This window comes from Streptomyces sp. NPDC003379 (assembly GCF_053589195.1).
Genome location: NZ_JBSFRK010000002.1, coordinates 202193 through 225267, shown reverse-complemented (window position 1 = coordinate 225267; position 23075 = coordinate 202193). Strand labels below are relative to the sequence as shown.

20 protein-coding genes are annotated in these 23075 nt (G+C 70.7%); 17 read left to right on the top strand and 3 right to left on the bottom strand.

Features of this window, described 5'->3' with window-relative positions; genetic code table 11:
- The first annotated feature begins 69 nt into the window (after positions 1-69).
- The 5 genes from ACWDVB_RS03585 (at position 70) to ACWDVB_RS03565 (ending at position 6216) form a co-directional block, all read left to right on the top strand.
- Positions 70-2223 (top strand): glycosyltransferase, encoded by a 2154-nt coding sequence (locus ACWDVB_RS03585; protein ID WP_451519288.1) that lies wholly within the window; start codon positions 70-72, stop codon positions 2221-2223.
- Between the two features lie 32 nt (positions 2224-2255).
- Positions 2256-3452: an acyltransferase family protein gene (locus tag ACWDVB_RS03580; RefSeq protein WP_451519275.1), complete on the top strand. Its 1197-nt coding sequence runs from the start codon at positions 2256-2258 to the stop codon at positions 3450-3452.
- Positions 3453-3812: 360 nt separating this feature from the next.
- Positions 3813-4415 (top strand): hypothetical protein, encoded by a 603-nt coding sequence (locus ACWDVB_RS03575; protein ID WP_451519276.1) that lies wholly within the window; start codon positions 3813-3815, stop codon positions 4413-4415.
- A 104-nt stretch (positions 4416-4519) separates the two neighbouring features.
- Positions 4520-5179, top strand: coding sequence for a hypothetical protein (locus ACWDVB_RS03570; RefSeq protein ID WP_451519277.1), 660 nt, complete (start codon positions 4520-4522; stop codon positions 5177-5179).
- On the top strand, positions 5176-6216 hold the full coding sequence (locus tag ACWDVB_RS03565) for a hypothetical protein (protein WP_451519278.1): 1041 nt from the start codon (positions 5176-5178) through the stop codon (positions 6214-6216). The genes ACWDVB_RS03570 and ACWDVB_RS03565 overlap by 4 nt, the downstream gene beginning before the upstream one ends.
- Before the next feature lie 19 nt (positions 6217-6235).
- Here ACWDVB_RS03565 and ACWDVB_RS03560 read toward each other — a convergent pair whose 3' ends face one another.
- Positions 6236-6883 (bottom strand): NAD(P)-dependent oxidoreductase, encoded by a 648-nt coding sequence (locus ACWDVB_RS03560; RefSeq protein WP_451519279.1) that lies wholly within the window; start codon positions 6881-6883, stop codon positions 6236-6238.
- A 47-nt stretch (positions 6884-6930) separates the two neighbouring features.
- The gene (locus tag ACWDVB_RS03555) at positions 6931-7935 is read right to left on the bottom strand and encodes an EamA family transporter (protein WP_451519280.1); all 1005 of its coding nucleotides are present in this window, start codon (positions 7933-7935) and stop codon (positions 6931-6933) included.
- Between the two features lie 117 nt (positions 7936-8052).
- On the opposite strand from ACWDVB_RS03555, the gene ACWDVB_RS03550 reads away from it, so the two are divergent.
- The 9 genes from ACWDVB_RS03550 (at position 8053) to ACWDVB_RS03510 (ending at position 18392) form a co-directional block, all read left to right on the top strand.
- Positions 8053-8607, top strand: coding sequence for a MarR family winged helix-turn-helix transcriptional regulator (locus tag ACWDVB_RS03550; RefSeq protein WP_451519281.1), 555 nt, complete (start codon positions 8053-8055; stop codon positions 8605-8607).
- 193 nt (positions 8608-8800) lie between these two features.
- A complete protein-coding gene (locus tag ACWDVB_RS03545) occupies positions 8801-10150 on the top strand; it encodes a nitrate/nitrite transporter (protein ID WP_451519282.1) in 1350 nt (449 codons plus the stop codon).
- A 104-nt stretch (positions 10151-10254) separates the two neighbouring features.
- Positions 10255-11427, top strand: a complete 1173-nt coding sequence (locus tag ACWDVB_RS03540; protein ID WP_451519283.1) for a uroporphyrinogen-III synthase — start codon at positions 10255-10257, stop codon at positions 11425-11427.
- A gap of 127 nt (positions 11428-11554) precedes the next feature.
- Positions 11555-12142, top strand: a complete 588-nt coding sequence (locus ACWDVB_RS03535) for a CGNR zinc finger domain-containing protein (protein ID WP_451519284.1) — start codon at positions 11555-11557, stop codon at positions 12140-12142.
- Between the two features lie 102 nt (positions 12143-12244).
- Entirely contained in the window at positions 12245-12820 is a 576-nt protein-coding gene (locus tag ACWDVB_RS03530) for a sigma-70 family RNA polymerase sigma factor (RefSeq protein WP_451519285.1), read from the top strand.
- Positions 12817-13629, top strand: coding sequence for an anti-sigma factor family protein (locus tag ACWDVB_RS03525; protein ID WP_451519286.1), 813 nt, complete (start codon positions 12817-12819; stop codon positions 13627-13629). The genes ACWDVB_RS03530 and ACWDVB_RS03525 overlap by 4 nt, the downstream gene beginning before the upstream one ends.
- 129 nt (positions 13630-13758) lie before the next feature.
- On the top strand, positions 13759-16098 hold the full coding sequence (locus tag ACWDVB_RS03520) for a HelD family protein (RefSeq protein WP_451519289.1): 2340 nt from the start codon (positions 13759-13761) through the stop codon (positions 16096-16098).
- A gap of 347 nt (positions 16099-16445) precedes the next feature.
- Positions 16446-17879, top strand: coding sequence for a malic enzyme-like NAD(P)-binding protein (locus tag ACWDVB_RS03515; RefSeq protein ID WP_451519287.1), 1434 nt, complete (start codon positions 16446-16448; stop codon positions 17877-17879).
- A gap of 231 nt (positions 17880-18110) precedes the next feature.
- On the top strand, positions 18111-18392 hold the full coding sequence (locus ACWDVB_RS03510; RefSeq protein ID WP_016645140.1) for an HU family DNA-binding protein: 282 nt from the start codon (positions 18111-18113) through the stop codon (positions 18390-18392).
- Between the two features lie 97 nt (positions 18393-18489).
- Here the strand turns inward: ACWDVB_RS03510 and murA are convergent, their stop codons facing one another.
- A complete protein-coding gene (gene murA / locus ACWDVB_RS03505; protein ID WP_451515541.1) occupies positions 18490-19839 on the bottom strand; it encodes a UDP-N-acetylglucosamine 1-carboxyvinyltransferase in 1350 nt (449 codons plus the stop codon).
- 254 nt (positions 19840-20093) lie between these two features.
- Between murA and ACWDVB_RS03500 the strand changes: the two genes are divergently transcribed.
- From ACWDVB_RS03500 to ACWDVB_RS03490, 3 genes are all read left to right on the top strand, one after another.
- Positions 20094-20693, top strand: a complete 600-nt coding sequence (locus ACWDVB_RS03500; RefSeq protein WP_451515542.1) for a YqgE/AlgH family protein — start codon at positions 20094-20096, stop codon at positions 20691-20693.
- Positions 20694-20776: 83 nt separating this feature from the next.
- Complete coding sequence (locus tag ACWDVB_RS03495; protein WP_055550135.1) at positions 20777-21082, top strand: DUF3039 domain-containing protein; 306 nt, start codon at positions 20777-20779, stop codon at positions 21080-21082.
- 120 nt (positions 21083-21202) lie between these two features.
- On the top strand, positions 21203-22849 hold the full coding sequence (locus ACWDVB_RS03490; protein ID WP_451515543.1) for a beta-N-acetylhexosaminidase: 1647 nt from the start codon (positions 21203-21205) through the stop codon (positions 22847-22849).
- The last annotated feature ends 226 nt before the right edge of the window (positions 22850-23075 follow it).

Genomic DNA, 23075 nt, shown 5'->3' with positions numbered 1-23075 from the left:
GAGGGCCACCGCCCCAAGGGCCACCGCCCCACGGCAGCCACGGCGAGGCCCGCCGGATGGTGGCGGCGGATGCCCCTCCGCCATCTGCTGCCCTCGCTGCTGCTCCTCGCGCTGCTCGCCATGCTGATGCTGCGCGGATACGTACACAGCGAGATCCTCGCCGACCACCGCGTCAGACCGCCCGCGCCCACCGACCACGTGCCGCGGAAGATGCTCGACGGCGGCCCCGTCATAGACACCCGCGGCGAACGCGAGGCCAGTCTGCGCGTGCCCGATCACCGGCTCGTGCTCACCTTCGACGACGGACCGGACCCCAAGTGGACCCCCAAGGTCCTCGACGTCCTCAAGAAGCACCGCGCGCACGGCGTCTTCTTCGTCACCGGCACCATGGCCTCGCGCCACCCCGACCTGGTCCAGCGCATGGTCGACGAGGGCCACGAGGTCGGTCTGCACACCTTCAACCACCCCGACCTCTCCTACCGGTCCACCGACCGCATCGACTGGGAGCTCTCGCAGAACCAGCTCGCGCTCGCCGGAGCGGCCGGGATACGGACCTCCCTCTTCCGGCCCCCGTACTCCTCCTTCTCGAACGCCATGGACGACAAGTCCTATCCGGTGGCCCAGCACATAGGCGACCGCGGCTACCTCACCGTCGTCAACGACACCGACAGCGAGGACTGGAAGCGCCCGGGCGTCGACGAGATCATCCGCCGCGCCACCCCCCAGGGAGGCGAGGGCGCCATCGTCCTCATGCACGACTCCGGCGGCGACCGCTCGCAGACCGTCGCCGCGCTCGACCGGTTTGTGCCCGAGCTCCAGGAGCGGGGCTACGAGTTCGGGAACCTCACCGAGGTCTTGGACGGGCCCAGCGCGCACACGCGGGTCGGCGGCGTCGACCTGTGGAAGGGCAAGGCCTGGGTCTTCCTGGTCGGCGCCTCCGGGCGCATCACCGACGGTCTGGTCGTGGCGCTCGCCGTCATCGGTGTGCTCGTCTTCACCCGGTTCGGCCTGATGCTGCTGCTCTCCGCGGCGCACGCCCGCCGGGTGCGGCGGCGGGACTTCCACTGGGGCCCACAGATCACCGAGCCGGTCTCCGTCCTGGTCCCCGCGTACAACGAGGCCAAGTGCATAGAGGCCACCGTCCGTTCCCTGGTGGCGAGCGACCACCCCATCGAGGTCGTCGTCATAGACGACGGCTCCTCGGACGGCACGGCGGCGCTCGCCGAGGGCCTGGGGCTGAGCCTGGGCCCCGGCCTCGGCCTGCCGAACGTACGCGTCGTACGCCAGCAGAACGCGGGGAAGCCCGCCGCCCTCAACAGGGGCCTGGCCAACGCCCGTTTCGACCTCATCGTGATGATGGACGGTGACACGGTCTTCGAGCAGTCCACCGTCCGCGAACTGGTGCAGCCCTTCGGCGACCCGCGCGTGGGCGCCGTCGCGGGCAACGCGAAGGTCGGCAACAGGGACTCTCTCATCGGCGCCTGGCAGCACATCGAGTACGTGATGGGCTTCAACCTCGACCGCCGGATGTATGAGGTGCTGCGCTGCATGCCGACCATCCCCGGAGCGGTCGGCGCGTTCCGGCGGTCCGCTCTGGAGCGGGTCGGCGGCATGAGCGACGACACGCTCGCCGAGGACACCGACATCACCATGGCCCTGCACCGCGACGGCTGGCGGGTCGTGTACGCGGAGAAGGCGCGCGCCTGGACCGAGGCCCCGGAGTCCGTCCAGCAGCTCTGGTCCCAGCGCTACCGCTGGTCGTACGGCACGATGCAGGCCATCTGGAAGCACCGCCGCGCCTTCGTCGAATCCGGCCCCTCCGGACGCTTCGGCCGCGTCGGCCTGCCCCTGGTGTCCCTCTTCATGGTCCTGGCACCGCTCCTGGCCCCCCTCATCGACGTATTCCTGCTCTACGGCCTGGTCTTCGGGCCCACCCAGAAGACCGTCGCCGCCTGGCTCGGCGTCCTCGCCGTCCAGGCGGTGTGCGCCGCGTACGCGTTCCGCCTCGACCGCGAACGCATGACCCACCTGATCTCGCTGCCCCTCCAGCAGATCCTCTACCGGCAGCTGATGTACGTCGTACTGCTGCAGTCCTGGATCACCGCTCTCACCGGAGGCCGCCTTCGCTGGCAGAAGCTCCGGCGCACGGGGGTGGTGGAGGCGCCCGGCGCCATCTCGCGACAGCGGCGGCCGGGCGACCATGACCGGAGGCCGGTCGCATGAGCCGCATTCCGCCTATGAGCCACATTCCGCCTATGAGCCAGATTCCGCACATGGGCCAGAGCCTGCTGTCCAAGGCCCCCGCGGTCGACGAGAAGCCGGGCAGGGACCGCTACCTCGACGTGCTCCGCTCGCTGGCGCTGGTCCGTGTCGTCGTCTACCACCTGTTCGGCTGGGCGTGGCTGACGATCGTGTTCCCCTCCATGGGCGTGATGTTCGCGCTGGCGGGCTCGCTCATGGCGCGCTCGCTGAAACGCCCGGCGTGGGATGTGATCAAGGGCCGCGTCCGCCGGCTCCTGCCTCCCCTGTGGGTGTTCAGCACCGCGGCGCTCGTCCTCCTCCTGGCCGGTGGCTGGAACGTCTCCGAGGACCCCGACCACGGGGGCACCTGGGGCACCCCGGGCGTGCTGAGCATGCTCAATTACGTGTTCCCGGCGGGCGCGCCGCCCTTCCCCTGGCACCTGGGCGACAAGGCGGGCCTCCTGGAGGACACCTGGCCGGTGCAGGCCGTGGGCCCGCTCTGGTACCTCCGCGCGTACCTGTGGTTCGTCATCGCCTCGCCGCTGCTGCTGTGGGCGTTCCGCAAGGCGCCGTGGGCGACACTGTTCGCGCCGCTCGCGCTGACCGCGGTGATCGGCACGGGCGTCGTCACGATCCCCGGTGAGACGGGCAACGCGGTCACGGACTTCGCGGTGTACGGCAGCTGCTGGGTTCTCGGTTTCGCCCACCAGGACGGTCTGCTCGCCCGCGTCCCGCGCTATCTGGCGGTGTCGGCGTCGTCCCTGGTCATGGCCTTCGGCCTGTGGTGGGCATCGGACCACCTGGGCCCCGACGGCTGGGACTTGAACGACATCCCGCTGGCGCAGGCGGCCTGGTCGTTCGGCTTCGTCGTGATCCTGCTGTCGTACGCGCCCTCGTGGCAGGAGCTGCCGGGCAGGCTCGCGAAGTGGGACAGGCTGGTGACGCTCTCCAACACCAGGGCCGTCACGATCTACCTCTGGCACAACCTCCTGATCACGGCGACGGTGCCGGTCATCGACATGGCGTACGACCTGCCGTTCATGGAGGACGAACGCTGGAGCTCGGCGCTGGACACGACGTACATGCTCTGGATGGCGCTGCTGATATGGCCGCTGATCGGCGTGGTGATCGTGGCCGTGGGCTGGGTCGAGGACCTGGCGGCGAGGCGGAGCCCACGACTGTGGCCCACTTCCCGTTCTGCCCGCTCTTAGCGGAGGCTCAGAAGCGAAGCCCATTGCGTTGCGCGACTGTTACGCGCGGGTTGGTGACCGCAATGAGCCGAAAAACCCCAGGAAATGGGGGCATTGGGAAGCCGGGACGATCAGGCCACATCAGTCGCACAAGCAACACCCTTCGCTTTGGTGAAGTGCACGTGTGCGAAAAGACGCTGGACGGGGCGGCATTGGACGCGGCGACGCGCAAAGCATTGCAATCGCCAACGGGGGTGGGTCGATGACCGGTGATGATCTCGACGTGCCATGTGCACGACTCCTAAGCTGACGGCTCTTCCTGCTGCTCGCACGGGTCGATCGCCCGCGGGGCGGCGGGTTCATCACTGCCAGGAGATCACTTTGCTCTGCAAGAAGACCGCGCTGCGTTTCGCCGCGCCCGTCGCCGTACTCGCCCTCGCGCTGACCGCCTGCGGCGGCGGTGACGACAAGAAGTCGGAGGAGAAGCCGAAGACCGACGCCGCCAACTCCCAGGCCAAGCCGAAGGAGCCCGCCGCGCTGAAGGCCGGCGAGAGCACCACGGGGAAGGTCAAGGAGGGCGACGCCACCGTCACGTACGACGTCGCCGCGCAGAAGGTCGACCTGGGCACGGAGGCGGAGACCAAGAAGCTCGTCTCGGACCCGAAGAAGGCCAAGGGCCTGGTCGCCGCGGTCGCCCACGTGAAGTACACCCACAAGGCGGGCGCCCCCCTCGCGGACGTCCCGGACGTGGGCGACGGCGCGGAGATCTACGCCGACGGCACCCGAGGCGGCCTCCTGATCGGCGCCTCCGAGGACGCGGCGGGCTGCGAGGACGAGCTGGAACTGGAGGGCTGGAAGAAGGGCGAGAGCCACGTGCTCTGCCAGACCTACCTGGTCCCCGTCGGCACCAAGGAACTTGAGGTCCAGTGGACCCCGGAGGGCAGCGAGGCCGAGCCGACCGTCTGGAAGTTCCCGGCGAAGTAGGCGCGGCGGGTGAGCCGCGTGCCGGGATGCGGCGGCGCGCGGCCACGCTCGGTTGGATAGCTTGGATCGCTGCAAGAGAACTCTCGTCCCACGAGGAGCTGACCGTGAACCGCCGACCTGCCCTGCTCACAGCGGCCACCCTCACTGCTGCGGCAGTCCTTTCGCTCTCCGCCTGCGGAGGGGGCGACGGGGAGTCCAAGGACAACGACAAGATCGCCGGGGCCGGATCGGGGGACGGGGCGAAGAAGTCACCCTCCCCATCGGCGTCGTCGGACGGGATCGAGCGGCCCGAGGTCACCTTGCCGAAGGGCGTTGAGCTGGGCTTCACCCCGGAGACGACGGGCGAGGCGAAGACCGACGCGGTGCTGCGTGACAGTGCGGAGTATCAGCGCGCCATTGTCGAGGCCATCGACAAGCAGGACCCCAAATCAGAAGCCATCGTTTTTTACAGCAAGGACTCGGCCCTGCTGGGTTCGGTCGAATGGGTCAGTGGGTTCATCAAGGCCGACACGACGCTGACCGGCAAGGTGCGCTATTTCAACCGCAAGGTCGTCTTCAGCAAGGACGGTTCCGCAGGCCTCACGTACTGCGCCGACGAGTCCAAGGGGTACACGAAGGACCGCAAGACGCAGAAGACGAACGTCACCAAGGCCACGAAGAATTCGTACGTCTTCTACAACGACCGGCTCCGTAAGAACTCCAAGGGTGTGTGGCAGCTCACCAAGAGCACCTCGGAGCGGGGGAGCGAGGTTTGCCAGCCGTGACGCGCAGGACTGTAGCCCTGGCCGTGTGCGCGGCCATGCTGTTTACCGTGCAGGCCGCGCCTGCGGCATGGGCAGATTGGACGAACCCCGGGGCTCCCAGCAGAGACGCCAAGGGCGGCAAGAACGGCCGCACCATCACCGTCCAGACGAAGGTGCGGACGTCCGTCAACGGCGACACGCGATCCGCCACGACCGGCAACCTTTCATCGGCGGACAGCAATTGGAATCCGCCCGCGTGCTGGTACGAGCCCGCGTTCTCCCCGAAGGAGATCGAGAAGACCGTCAAGGCGTGGCGCGGTTTCGGTGATGGCGTCCCGCTCTTCGACGGGGTCGGCGAGTTCATCGGTGACTATCTCGACGACCGTTACAAGAAGGGCAAGCCGTACAAGGACTACAACCTCGACAAGCAGGGAGAGGGAATGTTCTGGGCGGCCGCGGTCAATCCGAACCGCAAGGACGACCCGGAGGCCAGCGCGTGCGACGAGCAGCCGTTCTGGGTCGACGAGGGCCAGACTCCCACGGAGCCCCTCGCCGTCACCCCGAAGATCCTCGCCGAGTACGCCTATGACGAACTCCCCGTCCCGGACACCGAGATCACGATGGCCCCGACGGGCGAGACGAAGGTCAACCTGCCGACCTGGGTCTGGCTGGACAAGGCGAAGTTCAAGAAGGTCTCCGTGACGGCGGGCATCCCGGGGTCCGGTCTCTCCGCGACGACGACCGCGGAGCCCGTCTCCCTCACGATCGACCCCGGGACGGCGGACGCCGAGACGTACCCGGCCTCGGGGGAGTGCCCCATCGAGGGCGGGCGGATCGGCCGGCCTCGCGCCAAGGGGACGCCCGCGGACACCGAGCCGACGTGCGGCGTGCGGTACCTGCGGGCCTCCGCCAAGGACGGTGCGTACGAGCTCAACGCCACCCTCACCTGGAAGATCACCTGGACCAGCACCGAGGGTGACGGCGGCGACCTGCCGGACGGGGTGTACGGCGCGGCCCAGGATGTCGTCGTGCGGGAAATCCAGGCCGTCAACCGCTGAGCGTCAGTCAGGCAGTCGGTCAGTACCCGGCCGTGAAGCGCGCACGGGAGTGTTCGGGGTGTTCCGTTTCGTCCAGGAGGGCTACTGCCAAGTCCTCCATGGAGAGGGACGAGTTGCCGTCCGTGTCCACCAGGAGGTCGTCCTTGCCGACGCGGAACGTGCCGGTGCGGGTGCCCGGTTCCAGGATCGCGGAGGGGCTCAGGTAGGTCCAGTTCACGGGCGTGTCCGCCGTGCGGAGCGCGTCGTACTGGGCGTTGGAGGCCTCCGCTATGTGGCGCCAGGCCGTAGGGACGTATCTCGGGTCGTCGATCGCCAGGGTGCCCTCCCTGTCGGGGACCGTCAGGCTGCCCGCGCCGCCGACCACCAGGAGGCGGATGCCGGGGGTGTGGGCCAGGCCCGAGAGTATGGCTCTGGTGATGGTCACGTGGTCGTGTTCGCGGCCCGGGGCCGGTCTCGTCGCGTTCACCATGACGTCCCGCCCTGTGGCCAACTCCGCCACGTGGTCCGGGTTTCCCGCGTCGCCGGTGCGGTGCGTGGCGTCGGGGTGCAGTTCCGGGTAGCGCGCCGGGTCGCGGACCACCGCGGTGACCTCGTGACCGCGGGCCAGGGCCTCGGTGACGACGCGGCTTCCCACGTTTCCTGCTGCTCCGAAGACGGTGATGCGCATGGGGTTCGTTCGCTCCTTGTGTCGTCGTTCAGTGGTGGGGCTAGGGGTTATCGCTTACGGGCGGCTCGCGGGGCTCGCGGGGCTCGCGGCGCTTGGCCGAGGAGGACGCTCGTCAGGACCAGGGCCAGGCCGCCGAGCTGCCAGGCGGTCAGCGTCTGGCCCAGGAGCAGCAGGCCCGCGAGCGTGGCGACCACCGGGTTGGTGAGGCCGAGGAAGGAGACCGAGGAGGCGGGGAGGCGTTCGATGCCGCGGAACCACAGGGCGTACGCGATGGCCGTGCCGATGATGCCGAGGTAGGCGTACCCGGCGACGTTGGCGCCGGTGAAGTGGTCCGGCAGGCCCTCCGCGGTGAGGGCGATGGGCGCAAGGACCAGGCCGCCCGCGGTGAGCTGCCAGCCGGTGAGGGCGAGCAGCGAGACTCCCTCGGGGCGGCCCCAGCGCTTGCTGAGGACCACGGCGAGGGCCATCAGCGTCGTGGCCGCCAGCATCGCGATGATCCCGGTGGCGTCGATCGCCGCGCTGCCGCGCAGGACCAGCAGCCCGACGCCCACGACACCGACGAGGCCCGCGGTGAGCGTACGGCGGGTGGGCCGCACCTTCAGGACGCCGACCCCGAAGCCCGCCACGAGCAGCGGCATGACCGCGGAGACCGTCGAGGCGACGCCGCCGGGCAGGCGGTAGGCGCCGAAGAAGAGGAGCGGGAAGAAGGCGCCGAAGTTGAGCAGTCCGAGCACGGCCGCCTTCCACCACCAGTCGCCGCTCGGCAGCCGCCTGGTGAGCGCGAGCAGGATCAGCCCGGCCGGCAGGGCGCGCAGGGCCGCGGCGAGCAACGGGCGGTCCGGGGGCAGCAGTTCGGTGGTCGTGACGTACGTCGTGCCCCAGGTGGCGGGGCCGATCGCGGCGAGCGCGGCGATGCCGGCGGCGGCCTTGGCGGTGGTGCGGGACGCCACCGGGGTCTTGCTGACCGCGATCTTGCTGGCCGCCAGCTTGGTGGCCGGTGCCTTGACCGTCCGTGCGGACGGGCGCTCTACGGTGCTCTTGCTGACGGACATGAGGCTTCCCCTCGCTCTTCCCCTCAACGCTGTTATTCTCAACGTTGAGATAAATATGGACCCTCGGTCTACGAACGTCAAGTATCTGAACGTTGAGAGATTCGGAGTGCTACAGCCATGGCTGAGCAAGAGCCGTCGGAACAGCCCCAGCCGGAACAGCCCCAGCCCGACGCCATCGACGCGCTCCGCGCCCAGTGGCGCCGCGAACGCCCCGACCTCGACCTCACGGGCCTGGACGCGATGGCCCTGGTGGGCCGCATCAAGCGCGCCGACCACCTGCTGAGCAAGGGCATGAAGAAGGTCTTCGTCGACTACGGCCTCGAATTCGCGGAGTTCGACGTCCTCGCCACGCTGCGCCGGGTCGGCGCCCCGCACGAGCTGACCGCGGGCGGCCTCCTGAAGACGGCGATGGTGACCTCGGGCGCCATCACCAACCGCCTCGACAAGCTGGAACGCAAGGGCCTCATCGAACGCCACCCCGACCCCGCCGACCGCCGGGCCATCCGCGTACGCCTCACCGAAGCGGGCCTGGACCTCGTGGACCGCGCGGTCGTCGACCACATCACCAACGAGGAACGCATGCTGGCCGCCCTCACCCCCGCCGACCGCGAGGCGCTCGACTGGGCGCTGCGCCGCCTCCTGGTGTCACTCGGCGACACCCACCTGGGCTGAGCGGCCCCCGGCCCTCACCACCCCACCGCCCTCATCCCCGGCCCTCACCACCCCGGCCCACCCCACGTGAGAGCAACGTTCCCCGACGGTCACTCCACGCCACAGGGCCGAAACGCGATCTCCCTACCTTCGGGACCGTCGGCACTTTCGGGAGCGCCGGCCGATGCCCGTGGACTAGCCGTGGAGGCGCGTGATGTGGATCGAGCGGTGGGACCCGGAGGACGAGAGGTTCTGGAAGGAGGAGGGAGGCGAGCGGGTCGCCCGGCGCAACCTCGCCTTCTCGGTGCTCTCGGAGCACATCGGGTTCTCCATCTGGAGCCTGTGGTCCGTGATGGTCCTGTTCATGGGACCGGAGTATGGGATCGACCCGGCCGGGAAGTTCTTCCTGGTGTCGATGGCGACCCTGGTCGGGGCCGTCGTCCGCGTCCCGTACACCTTCGCCGTCGCCCGCTTCGGCGGCCGCAACTGGACCGTCATCGCGGCCTCGCTGCTGCTCGCGCCGACCGTCGCCGCCTTCGCCGTCATGGAGCCGGGGACCTCCTACACCACCTTCATGGTGTGCGCGCTGCTCACCGGCGTCGGCGGGGGCAACTTCGCCTCCAGCATGACCAACATCAACTCCTTCTTCCCGCTGCGGAAGAAAGGATGGGCGCTCGGGCTCAACGCGGGGGGCGGCAACATCGGCGTACCGGTCGTCCAGCTCGTCGGGCTCGCCGTCATCGGGGCGAGCGGCGGGCCCCGGGTGGTGCTCGGCATCTACATCCCGCTGATCCTCGTCTCCGTCTTCTGCGCCGCCCGCTACATGGACAGCATCTCGTCCGTGCGCAACGACACGGGCGCGGTCAAGGCCGCCACGCGGGACGCGCACACGTGGATCATGGCCTTCCTGTATGTGGGGACGTTCGGGTCGTTCATCGGTTACAGCTTCGCCTTCGGGCTCGTCCTCCAGACGCAGTTCGGCCGTACGCCCCTGGAGGCCGCCCAGCTGACCTTCATCGGCCCGCTGCTCGGCTCGCTGATCCGGCCCGTCGGCGGACGGCTCGCCGACCGGTTCGGCGGGGCGCGCATCACCCTGTGGAACTTCGTCGGCATGGGCGCCGCGACCGGCGTCGTCGTGGCCGCCTCCGTCGAGGAGTCGCTGCCGCTGTTCGTCGGCGCCTTCATCGCCCTGTTCGTGCTCACCGGGCTCGGCAACGGATCGACGTACAAGATGATCCCCGGCATCTTCCAGGCCAAGGCGGAGGCGAAGGGGCTCGTGGGGGAGGAGGCCGCGGCCTACGGGCGGCGGCTGTCGGGGGCCGCCATGGGGCTCATCGGGGCCGTCGGCGCGCTCGGCGGGCTCGGCATCAACCTCGCTCTGCGGCAGTCCTTCCAGACCGTGGGCTCGGGCACGGGCGCGTTCATCGGGTTCCTCGCCTTCTACGGGGTGTGCGCGGTCGTCACCTGGGCCGTATACCTTCGCGGGAGGACAGCCATGCGTACGCGTACGGTCGCCGGGGCCGATACGGACGCGAAGCCGCAGCTCAGCTATGCCGAGGTGTGACGTAACACGGCGGACATCGCAGTGATCCGGGCCTGTCACGCGCCGTTGACAGGCTCGGTCGTCCGCCGCCCACGAGCCACGAGCGGGACGAGACGAGACGAACTATGCACGCCACTCCACCGCAGCCAAGCCCGTCGAACGCCGCCCCGGCAGCGCACGGCCCCCTCGCCGGATTCACCGTCGGCGTGACCGCGGCCCGCCGCGCCGACGAGCTCGGCACGCTGCTCCAGCGGCGCGGCGCCACCGTCCTGCACGCCCCCGCACTGCGCATCGTGCCGCTCGCCGACGACAGCGAACTCCTCGCCGCCACCAAGCAGCTGATCGACCAGGCCCCGGACATCGTGGTCGCCACCACCGCCATCGGGTTCCGCGGCTGGATCGAGGCCGCCGACGGCTGGGGGTACGGAGAGGCCCTGCTCGGCTGCCTGCGCGGCGTCGAACTGCTCGCCCGCGGGCCGAAGGTGAAGGGCGCGGTGCGCGCCGCCGGGCTCACCGAGGAGTGGTCGCCCTCCTCCGAGTCCATGGCCGAGGTCCTCGACCGGCTGCTCGGCGAGGGCGTCGACGGGCGGCGCATCGCGCTGCAACTGCACGGCGAGCCGCTGCCCGGCTTCGTCGAGGCGCTGCGGGCCGGCGGGGCGGAGGTCGTCGGCGTGCCCGTCTACCGGTGGATGCCGCCGGAGGACCTCGCGCCCGTGGACCGGCTGCTGGACGCGGCGGTCGGACGGGGCGTCGACGCGCTGACGTTCACCAGCGCGCCCGCCGCCGCGTCGCTGCTGTCCCGCGCGGAGGAGCGGGGCATGGCGGACGAGTTCCTCGCCGCCCTCGACCACGACGTGCTCGCCGCCTGCGTGGGGCCCGTGACCGCGCTGCCGCTCCAGTCCCGCGGCGTGGCCACCGTCCAGCCCGAACGCTTCCGGCTCGGCCCTCTCGTACAACTGCTCTGCCAGGAACTGCCCTCCCGCGCGCGGGCGTTGCCCGTCGCCGGGCACCGTGTGGAGATCCGCGGCCACGCCGTGCTGGTCGACGAGGAGCTGCGGGCCGTGCCGCCCGCGGGCATGGCCCTCCTGCGCGCCCTCGCCCGCCGCCCCGGCTGGGTGGTGGCCCGCGCCGAACTGCTGCGCGCGCTGCCGGGCGCCGGCCGTGACGAGCACGCGGTGGAGACGGCGATGGCCCGGCTGCGTACGTCACTCGGTACGCCGAAGCTGATCCAGACGGTGGTCAAGAGGGGCTACCGCCTCGCGATCGACCCGGCGACGGAGTCCAAGTACACCGACTGAGCGCTCAACTGACGGTTCGTCGAACGCCGTGCGGTGGCGGGGGTTCCGGACCCGCCGGGGGACAGGCACTGTAGGGGGTACGCAACGGCACTCACTCACCGGTGACCTCCAAGGCGGTGACAGGCGCATGGCGTTGGGCACGGCCCCGGCTCCGTACGAGCTGCGATTCGACTCCGGGCGGAGCAGCCTGGACCTCGTGGCGACGAACCACCCCGTGGAACGGCTCGACTCCGTGGCGAGGCTGCGCGCCTGGCTCGCGGGCGCCGGCCTCGTCCCGGCGGGCGCGCCCCTGCCCGGCGCGGGCCCGTCATGGCTCAGCGCGTTCCAGGAACTGCGCGCCTGCATCGAGGAGTTGGTGCTCGGCGAGATCGGCGGTGCGCCCGCCGCCGGTGCGCTGGAGCGCGTCAACGCGCTGGCCGCCGCCGCGCCTCCGGCGCCCCGCGCGGTGCGCGCCGCCGACGGCACCCTGGTCCGCGCCCTGCGCGACGACCCGGGCTGCGCGGCGCTCGTCGCCTGCGTCGCCAGGGACGCCGTCGACCTGCTCACCGACCCGGCGGCCCGCGCCCTGCTGCGCCAGTGCGAGGGCGACAACTGCCTCATCGTGTACCTGGACACGTCCCGCGGGCACCGCCGCCGCTGGTGCTCCAGCGAGGTGTGCGGCAACCGCGAACGGGTCGCGAGGCACCGCCGCAGGGCCGCGCTCGCCCGCACCTGAACCACCTGTTTCCGCGGTCCGTTGAACACCCCGCGCCCCACGTACGTATCTCCGACGTGAGATCCGCCCGACCCGCCCGAAGCGCGGACACCGGAGGCAGACGTGCGCAAGGATTCCGCCGTGGCCGATGAACGCCCGCAGCCGCCCCGGCACCGCCTTGGCCGGCCACCGGGCCCGGACGAGGAGCTGATGCGCGCGCTCTACCGCGAGCACGCGGGTCCCCTCCTCGCGTACGTGCTGCGGCTGGTGGCGGGAGACCGGCAGCGGGCCGAGGACGTCGTGCAGGAAACGCTCATCCGTGCCTGGAAGAACGCCGGTCAGCTCAACCGGGCGACCGGTTCGGTACGCCCCTGGCTGGTGACGGTCGCCCGGCGCATCGTCATCGACGGCCACCGCAGCCGGCAGGCCCGGCCGCAGGAAGTCGATCCGTCGCCGCTGGAGGTCATCCCCGCGGAGGACGAGATCGATAAGGCGCTGTGGCTGATGACGCTCTCCGACGCGCTGGAGGACCTGACTCCCGCGCACCGAGAGGTACTTGTCGAGACCTACTTCAAAGGGCGTACGGTCAATGAGGCGGCGCAGACGCTGGGCATACCCAGCGGCACGGTCCGCTCACGGGTCTTCTACGCGCTTCGTTCGATGAAGCTCGCACTGGAGGAGCGGGGGGTGACGGCATGACCGAGTCCTACGGCCACCACGGCGCGTGGCAGGACGACACCATCCACGAGACCGTCGGCGCCTACGCCATCGGCGTGCTCGACGAGGCCGAGGCCGCGCGGTTCGAGGAGCATCTCGCCGGGTGCGGGATCTGCGCGCGGCAGCTGGAGGAGCTCTCCGGCGTGGAGCCGATGCTGGCGGCGCTCGCGGACGTCCCCGGCGGACACGGCGTACCGGCCATCGGTGAACGGCTCGCGGCCCGCCCCGGTCCCCGCCTCGCCGACCGCCTCGTCGCCGAGGTGTCGCTGCGGCGCGAGCGGCGCCGCAGGCGCGGGCTGCTCCTGGTCGCGGCGGCGGTCGCGCTGATCGTCGGCGGCCCGCTCACCGTCCTCGCGGTGACCGGGGACGGCGACGGCGGCCCGAAGGACGTCGCCGTCGGGCAGCGGCCGCACCCGCACCCCACCAGCCCCGCCGAGGACGCCTTCTTCCACCACATGGACGAGAAGGCGCGGGCCACGGACCCGTCGACGAAGGTCAGCGCCACGGTCGGCACGGAGAAGAAGGCCTGGGGCACGCACACCGTCCTGGAGCTGAAGAACGTCAAGGGCCCGCTCAAGTGCTCCCTGGTCGCGGTCGGCAAGAACGGCGCGAAGGAGACGGTCACCACCTGGTCGGTGCCCAAGTGGGGCTACGGCATCAAGGACAGCCCGAACAAATGGGCGCGCGATCCTCTGTACGTCCACGGGGGCGCCGCCATGGACCGCGCCGACATCGACCACTTCGAGGTGACCACGTTCGACGGCGACCGCCTGGTCACGGTCGACGTATAGGCCGACGTACAGGCCGACGTAGAGGAGGAGGTGCACAAGCGGGGTCCCTTTCGCGTACGGTGGACGGCTGCTCATCACGGGCGAGCAGCACGTCTGAAAGGGGCCTCGGTGGCCGACCTCAACGCAGTAATGCCGCCAGGCACACGCGACCACGAGATCAGTGTCGAACAGGACCATCTCGACCAGGTCTACCGACGTCTCGAAGAGAAGATCCACGAGGCCGAGTTCCTGATGAACGACGCCGCGCAGCGCTCCCAGGTGGGCACGCCGGGCGCGCTCGCCGAGCGCGACGCGCAGGTCTTCCGCGCCGGCGTCCATCTCAACCGGCTCAACAACGAGTTCGAGGACTTCCTCTTCGGCCGCATCGACCTGCTCCGGGGCAAGGACGGCAAGAAGGGCCCGGACGGCGCGTACACGGCGGTCGAGCCCGCGGAGGGCGCGATCGGCGAGGACAACACGGCGGAGATCGCGGAGACGCTCCACATCGGCCGCATCGGTGTCCTCGACGCGGACTACTCCCCGCTCGTCATCGACTGGCGCGCGCCCGCCGCCGCCCCCTTCTACCGCTCGACCCCGGTCGACCCGGGCCGCGTCGTGCGCCGCCGCGTCATCCGCTCCAAGGGCCGCAAGGTCCTCGGCGTCGAGGACGACCTGATGCGTCCGGAGATCACCGCCCGCCTGGACGGCGAGGAGCTCCCGGTGATCGGCGACGGCGCGCTGATGGCCGCGCTCGGCCAGGCGCGCAGCCACTCGATGCGGGACATCGTGGCGTCGATCCAGGCCGAGCAGGACATGGTGATCCGCGCGCCCGCCGCGTCGGTGACGTACGTGGAGGGCGGCCCCGGCACCGGCAAGACGGCGGTGGCGCTGCACCGCGCCGCCTACCTCCTCTACCAGGACCGCCGCCGTTACGCGGGCGGCATCCTCATCGTCTCCCCGACGCCGCTCCTGGTCGCCTACACGGAGGGCGTCCTGCCCTCCCTCGGCGAGGAGGGCCAGGTGGCGATCCGCGCGGTCGGCTCCCTGGTCGACGGCATCGGGGCCACGGTGTACGACTCTCCGGCGGTGGCCCGCGTCAAGGGGTCCTCGCGGATGCTGAGCGTGCTGCGCAAGGCGGCACGGGGCGCGCTGGAGGGCGTACGGGCCAGGCCCGCGGCCCCCCGCGACGAGCAGCTGACCTTCGGTGACGACCCGGCGCCGGAACCCCAGGAGCCCCGGGGCACCCCCACCCGCCTCCGCGTCGTCGCCTTCGGCCGCCGCCTGGAGCTGGACGCCGACCAGCTGGACCGCGTCCGCCGCAACGCCCTCGGCGGCACCGCCCCCGTCAACCTGCTGCGCCCGCGCGCCCGCAAGCTGCTCCTGGACGCCCTCTGGTCGCAGTCCGGGGCCGCGGGCCGCCACTCGGACCCGGAACTCGCCGCCGAACTGCGCTCCTCCTTCGACGACGACATCACGTCCGAGGACGATTTCATCCGCTTCCTCGACGCGTGGTGGCCGGAGCTGACCCCGCGCGCGGTCCTGTCCGCGATGGGCGACGAGCGGCGCCTGGGCCGCTGGGCGCGCCGCGTCCTGAACCCCGGCGAGGTCCGCAAGGTCGCCCGTTCCCTCAAGCGGGACGCGCTGTCCGTGCACGACGTGGCGCTGCTCGACGAGCTCCAGGCGATCCTCGGTACGCCGCACAGGCCCCGCAAGAAGAAGGAGCTTGACCCGCTCGACCTGCTGACCGGCCTCGAAGAGCTGATGCCGCAGCGCGAGGAGACCCAGCGCGAGCGCGCCGAACGCCTGGCGGCGGAGCGCACCGAGTACGCCCACGTCATCGTCGACGAGGCGCAGGACCTCACGCCCATGCAGTGGCGCATGGTCGGCCGCCGCGGGCGGCACGCCACCTGGACGGTCGTCGGCGACCCGGCGCAGTCCTCGTGGTCCGACCCGGACGAGGCGGCCGCGGCCCGCGACGAGGCCCTGGGCAGCCGCCCGCGCCGCCGCTTCACGCTCACCGTCAACTACCGCAACCCCGCCGAGATCGCGGATCTGGCCGCCAAGGTCCTGGCCCTGGCGATGCCGGGCGCCGAGTCCCCGTCGGCGGTCCGCTCCACCGGCGTGGAGCCCCGCTTCGGTGTCGTACGCGGCGGGGATCTCGGCGCGTCCGTGCGCGAGGAGGCGGCCCTGCTCCTGGAGCGGGTGAGCGGCACGGTCGGCGTGGTCGTCGCGATGAACCGCCGCGACCAGGCGGCCCGCTGGCTGGCGGGGCTCGGCGACCGGGTGGTGGCGCTCGGCAGTCTGGAGGCCAAGGGCCTTGAGTACGACGCGACGGTCGTCGTCTCGCCGGCGGAGATCGCGGACGAGTCCCCGGCGGGCCTGCGGGTCCTGTACGTGGCGCTGACGCGCGCGACGCAGCAGCTCACGGTCCTTTCCGGGGAGCGGGACGACCCGGACGGGGAGGGCGTGCCGGACCTGCTCCGGGATTGATTCCCGGGACGGGAATTGCCTTGCGGGAATCGTTTGTTACCTTGGATGTGGCACCGGCTCGATCCAAGCCCCCGGGCCCAACCTTCGTCGCTACGAGCGACCACTTGCCGCGAGGCGAGCATGGCGGGTCGGTGTCATGAACGTAGGAGAGAGGCCCACGTCACCAAGTGACGTGGGCCTCTTTCTGTTTCCCGCAACTTCTCGTATGGTGGAAACTAGTTTCCGAAAACGAAGTGCAGCGGCCGGTGAACAAAACGTTCTCAATCCGGGGCGGCTACCACGTACTCGGCGGTAGGTGCGACCATCGGACGGCAAGAGCTACAAGGTGAAAGCAGAGGAAGTCGGCCATGGCAACGGCGCCCAGCGTCTCCTACTCGATGACGGTCCGGCTGGAGGTGCCCGCGAGCGGAACGGCGGTCTCCCAGCTCACCACGGCCGTCGAGTCATCCGGGGGCTCGGTCACCGGCCTCGACGTCACGGCCTCCGGCCACGAGATGCTGCGGATCGACGTGACGATCGCGGCGTCCTCCACCACGCACGCCGACGAGATCGTCGAGCAGCTGCGCACCATCGAGGGCGTGACCCTCGGCAAGGTCTCCGACCGTACGTTCCTGATGCATCTCGGCGGCAAGATCGAGATGGCGTCCAAGCACCCCATCAGGAACCGTGACGACCTCTCCATGATCTACACCCCGGGTGTCGCCCGGGTCTGCATGGCGATCGCCGAGAACCCCGAGGACGCGCGCCGCCTCACGATCAAGCGCAACTCCGTTGCGGTCGTAACGGACGGATCGGCCGTTCTCGGCCTCGGCAACATCGGCCCGAAGGCCGCTCTGCCGGTCATGGAGGGCAAGGCGGCCCTCTTCAAGCGCTTCGCCGGCATCGACGCCTGGCCGCTCTGCCTGGACACCCAGGACACCGACGCCATCGTCGAGATCGTCAAGGCGATCGCCCCCGGCTTCGCGGGCATCAACCTGGAGGACATCTCCGCGCCCCGCTGCTTCGAGATCGAGGCCCGGCTGCGCGAGGCCCTGGACATCCCCGTCTTCCACGACGACCAGCACGGCACCGCGATCGTGGTCCTGGCCGCGCTCACCAACGCGCTGCGCGTGGTGGCCAAGGGCATCGGCGACGTCCGTGTGGTCATGTCGGGCGCCGGCGCGGCCGGCACGGCCATCCTCAAGCTGCTGCTCGCCGCGGGCGTCAAGAACGCCGTGGTGGCCGACATCCACGGCGTCGTGCACGCCGACCGCGAGGACCTGGTCGGCGCCGAGCAGGACTCGCCGCTGCGCTGGATCGCCGACAACACCAACCCCGAGGGCCTCACCGGCACCCTCAAGGAGGCCGTCGTCGGCGCCGACGTGTTCATCGGCGTCTCCGCCCCGAACGTGCTGAACGGCGAGGACGTCGCCGCCATGGCCGACGACGCCATCGTCTTCGCGCTCGCGAACCCGGACCCCGAGGTCGACCCGGCAATCGCCCGTCAGACGGCGGCAGTTGTGGCCACCGGGCGTTCGGACTTCCCGAACCAGATCAACAACGTCCTGGTCTTCCCCGGCGTCTTCCGCGGCCTGCTCGACGCCCAGTCGCGTACGGTCAACACGGAGATGATGCTGGCCGCCGCGGGCGCGCTCGCCGACGTCGTCGCCGAGGACGAGCTGAACCGGAACTACATCATCCCCAGCGTTTTCAACGACAAGGTCGCGGGCGCGGTGGCCGGTGCGGTGCGCACCGCCGCGAAGGCCGCGGGGGCCACTGTGACGGGTCCCACGTCCGCCTGACCGTCGGCGCGTCGCGGGACACCGGTTCGTAAACGCCCCTTTAGGGTGGCGGACCATGGCCCTGCGGCCCTTCGGAGGGTGCCGGATTGGCTTTCCCGCCGCAGGTGGGGGCAGGATGCGTAATCGGGCGCGAGGGTCTGACGCCAGACCCGGGTCCGGGGACTGTCCGAGGACCCTGGCAGCATCGGCTTCGATCACGCCTCAACGGCAAAAGAACACGGGAGTACAAACATGAACCGCAGTGAGCTGGTGGCCGCGCTGGCCGACCGCGCCGAGGTGACCCGCAAGGACGCCGACGCCGTGCTGGCCGCGTTCGCCGAGACCGTCGGCGAGATCGTTGCCAAGGGCGACGAGAAGGTCACCATCCCCGGCTTCCTGACCTTCGAGCGCACCCACCGTGCCGCTCGCACCGCCCGTAACCCGCAGACCGGCGAGCCGATCAACATCCCGGCCGGCTACAGCGTCAAGGTTTCGGCTGGTTCCAAGCTGAAGGAAGCCGCTAAGGGCAAGTAAGCCTTAAGCAGCGAAGAAGGGCGGCCACCCGGTTGGGTGGCCGCCCTTTCGCGTGCCGCCTAAAAGATGGCCTCAAACGCCGGCCGGGCTGGACTGGCTACAGCGCCGTCTTGCCGTTCGGGAGTTCGACCTTCGCGCCCAGCTCCTGGAGCTTCTCCATGAAGTTCTCGTAGCCGCGGTTGATCAGGTCGATGCCGTGGACGCGGGACGTCCCCTGGGCCGCGAGGGCCGCGATGAGGTACGAGAAGCCGCCGCGCAGGTCGGGGATGACCAGATCGGCGCCCTGGAGCTTCGTGGGGCCGCTGACGACCGCGGAGTGCAGGAAGTTCCGCTGGCCGAAGCGGCAGTGGGAGCCGCCCAGGCACTCGCGGTAGAGCTGGATGTGCGCGCCCATCTGGTTGAGCGCGGAGGTGAAGCCGAGCCGCGACTCGTAGACCGTCTCGTGGACGATGGAGAGGCCCGCGGCCTGCGTCAGGGCGACGACGAGCGGCTGCTGCCAGTCGGTCTGGAAGCCGGGGTGCACGTCCGTCTCCAGGGCGATCGCGTTGAGCGAGCCGCCCGGGTGCCAGAAGCGGATGCCCTCGTCGTCGATCTCGAAGGCACCGCCCACCTTCCGGTAGGTGTTCAGGAACGTCATCATCGAGCGCTGCTGGGCGCCGCGGACGTAGATGTTGCCTTCGGTCGCCAGGGCCGCGGAAGCCCAGGAGGCGGCCTCCAGGCGGTCCGAGAGGGCGTGGTGGTTGTAGCCGCCGAGGCTGTCGACACCGGTGATCCGTATGGTCCGGTCGGTGTCCATGGCGATGATCGCGCCCATTTTCTGCAGGACGCAGATCAGGTCCTCGATCTCCGGCTCGACCGCGGCGTTCGAGAGCTCGGTCACACCCTCCGCGAGCACGGCGGTGAGCAGGACCTGCTCGGTGGCGCCCACGGACGGGTACGGCAGCTTGATCTTCGTGCCGCGGAGCCGCTGCGGGGCCTCCAGGTACTGGCCGCCCTCGCGCTTCTCGATGGTCGCGCCGAACTGGCGGAGCACCTCGAAGTGGAAGTCGATGGGACGGCCGCCGATGTCGCAGCCGCCGAGGCCGGGGATGAAGGCGTGCCCGAGGCGGTGCAGGAGCGGTCCGCAGAAGAGGATCGGAATCCGCGACGAACCGGCGTGGGCGTCGATGTCGGCGACGTTCGCGCTCTCCACGTGCGACGGGTCCATGATGAGCTCGCCCGGCTGCTCACCGGGGCGGACCGTCACGCCGTGCAGCTGCAGCAGGCCGCGTACGACGCGTACGTCGCGGATGTCGGGGACATTGCGCAGCCGGCTCGGAGCGCTGCCGAGCAGCGCGGCGACCATGGCCTTGGGCACGAGGTTCTTCGCGCCGCGGACACGGATCTCGCCCTCCAGCGGGGTTCCGCCATGGACAAGCAGTACGTCTTCGGTGCCGGTGACGGTCATGAATCTCGCGTTCCGATTGGATGGACGGGGGGACCAAAGGGCCAAGCGTAATGGCCGCGTACCCCCCTTCCGTAAGGCCAAGGCCGTGCAAAACAGGTCATGAGTTCGCCACAACACGAACCGTGCGGAACCGGACACTCCGGGTCACCGCCCTCCCTGTGCGCTCCGGTCGCCCTCATGCGCCCTGATCTGCACCGGTTCACGTACGGCCATTACCTCCCCGCGCGGGGCGAAGATGCGGGATCATGTGGACCATGACCGAGGTGTCCTCGCTCACAGGGCGGCTGCTCGTGGCCACACCGGCCCTGGCGGACCCGAACTTCGACCGTGCGGTGGTGCTGCTCCTCGACCACGACGAGGAGGGCTCGCTCGGCGTGGTCCTGAACCGCCCGACGCCCGTGGACGTCGCCGACATCCTGGAGGGATGGGGCGCGCTGGCCGGCGCGCCGGGCGTCGTCTTCCAGGGCGGCCCCGTCTCGCTCGACTCGGCGCTCGGCGTCGCGGTGATCCCCGGCGAGGAGGGCGCGTCCCTCGGCACCCGGCCGCGCCCCGGCCGGGCGGACCCCGTCGGCTTCCGCCGTGTGCACGGCGCGATCGGCCTCGTCGACCTGGAGGCCCCGCCGGAGCTGCTCTCCCCGGCCCTCGGCAGCCTGCGGATCTTCGCGGGGTATTCGGGGTGGGGTCCGGGCCAGCTGGAGACCGAACTGGCGGACGGCGCCTGGTACGTCGTCGAGTCCGAGCCCGGTGACGTCTCGTCGCCCGACCCGGAGCAGCTGTGGCGCGCGGTGCTCAGACGCCAGCGCAGTGAGCTGGCGATGGTGGCGACCTATCCGGACGACCCGTCGCTGAACTGACCGGGGCCCCGCCGGTACTCGCGGACGGACTCCCGAGGGCGGTCGCTGCCAGGACGCCGCGGGCGTGAGTACCCTTGGCCCTTATGAGCACTCTTGAGCCCGAGCCCGAGCGCGGGGCAGGTACGGGGACCCTCGTGGAGCCGACGCCGCAGGTGTCGCACGGTGACGGCGACCACGAGCGCTATGCGCACTATGTCCAGAAGGACAAGATCATGGCGAGCGCGCTCGACGGCACCCCCGTCGTCGCGCTCTGCGGCAAGGTGTGGGTCCCCGGCCGCGACCCGAAGAAGTACCCCGTCTGTCCCATGTGCAAGGAGATCTACGAGTCCATGGGCGCCGGCGGCGACAAGGACAAGGGCGGCAAGGACGGCAAGGGCGGCAAGAAGTAGTCCCTTTCTGTCCCGCCGAGACTCCCTTTCCGTCCCGGTGAGACCCCTTCGCCCAAGGGGCGTTGCGTGTGCCGCAACGCCCCTTTTGCGTTGCGCAATCGCGTGACAGCCTTCTGTGGCATGACATTCGAGCAGCTCATCCCGGCGCCCGCACGCGCCGAGGCCGTGCCTGGTTCTACCTTCGCCGCCGGACCCTCGACCACCTTGTGGGCCGGTCCCGGCACCGAGTCCACCGAGTGCTGGCTGCGCGCCACGCTCGGCGCCGCCCTCGGCCTGCCGCTGCACCCCGGCGTCGAAGGCGCGGGCGACTCCGTCTCCCTGCTCGTCGACGACTCCCTGGAGCCGGAGGCGTACCGGCTCACCATCGACAGCGACCGCGTCGAGATCCGCGGCGGAGCGGCCGCGGGCGTCTTCTGGGGCGCCCAGACGCTCCGCCAGCTCTTCGGCCCGGACGCCTTCCGGCGCGCGCGACTGTGGCCCGGCGCGCCGCGCTCCGTCCCCGCGGGCGTCGTCGAGGACGCCCCCCGCTTCGGGTGGCGCGGCATGATGCTCGACGTGGCCCGGCACTTCATGCCGAAGGACGGCGTCCTGCGCTACCTCGATCTGCTCGCCGCCCACAAGCTCAACGTCTTCCACTTCCACCTCACCGACGACCAGGGCTGGCGGGTGGAGATCAAGCGCCACCCGAAGCTGACGGAGGTCGGTTCGTGGCGGGCCCGCTCCAAGTGGGGGCACCGCGCCTCGCCGCTCTGGGAGGAGCGCCCGCACGGTGGCTACTACACCCAGGACGACATCCGCGAGATCGTCGCGTACGCGGACTCCCTGCACATCGCGGTCGTCCCCGAGATCGACATCCCGGGCCACTCGCAGGCCGCCATCAGCGCCTACCCGCACCTCGGCAACGCGGACGTCGTCGACACCGGGGCGCTGACCGTCTGGGACACCTGGGGCGTCAGCCCGAACGTCCTCGCTCCCACCGAGGACGTACTCCGCTTCTACGAAGGTGTCTTCGAGGAGATCCTCGACCTCTTCCCCTCCACCTTCGTCCACGTCGGCGGCGACGAGTGCCCCAAGGGCCAGTGGAAGGCCTCGCCCGCCGCGCAGGCCCGCATCAAGGAGCTGGGCGTCGAGGGGGAGGACGGGCTGCAGAGCTGGTTCATCCGCCACTTCGACACCTGGCTCACGGCCCGCGGGCGGCGGCTCATCGGCTGGGACGAGATCCTGGAGGGCGGCCTCGCCGAGGGCGCCACCGTCTCGTCCTGGCGCGGCTACCGCGGCGGCATCGCCGCGGCCAAGTCCGGCCACGACGTCATCATGTGCCCCGAACAGCACGTGTACTTGGACCACCGGCAGGACGGCGGCCCCGACGAGCCGATGCCCATCGGCTTCATCCGCACCCTCGAAGACGTCTACCGCTTCGAGCCCGTCCCCGCGGAGCTGACCGAGGAGGAGGCCGCGCGCGTCATCGGCACCCAGGCCAACGTCTGGACCGAGGTGATGGAGCACCAAGGACGCGTCGATTACCAGGTCTTCCCCCGCCTCGCAGCCTTCTGCGAGGTCGCCTGGCGCAGCCTGCCCACCCCGGCCGAGCGGGACTTCACCGACTTCGAACGGCGTATGACGGCCCATTACGCACGACTTGACGCCCTCGGCGTCGACTACCGCCCGCCGGGCGGCCCGTTGCCCTGGCAGCGGCGACCCGCCCCCGAAGGGCTGACGAGCAGCGGTCTCGGACGCCCGATCGAGGGGCCGCCCCCGAACGTGTGAGGTTCCGTCCGAGTGCGTGAACCCCGGCGGCCCGCGCCACGGACGCGACCGAACGCGGACCGAACGCGCCCCGAACGGGGGCCGAACGAGGGCCGGGTGCGGGCCGGGCACGGGCCGCCGGAAAGCCGTGCGAAAACGGCATATCCCCCTGGACCGGGGACGAATGCCTCCTAGCGGACCCCCGCGTCGGGCCCCGGCGAAGATGTGCCAGAGTTGCCACGTCCGG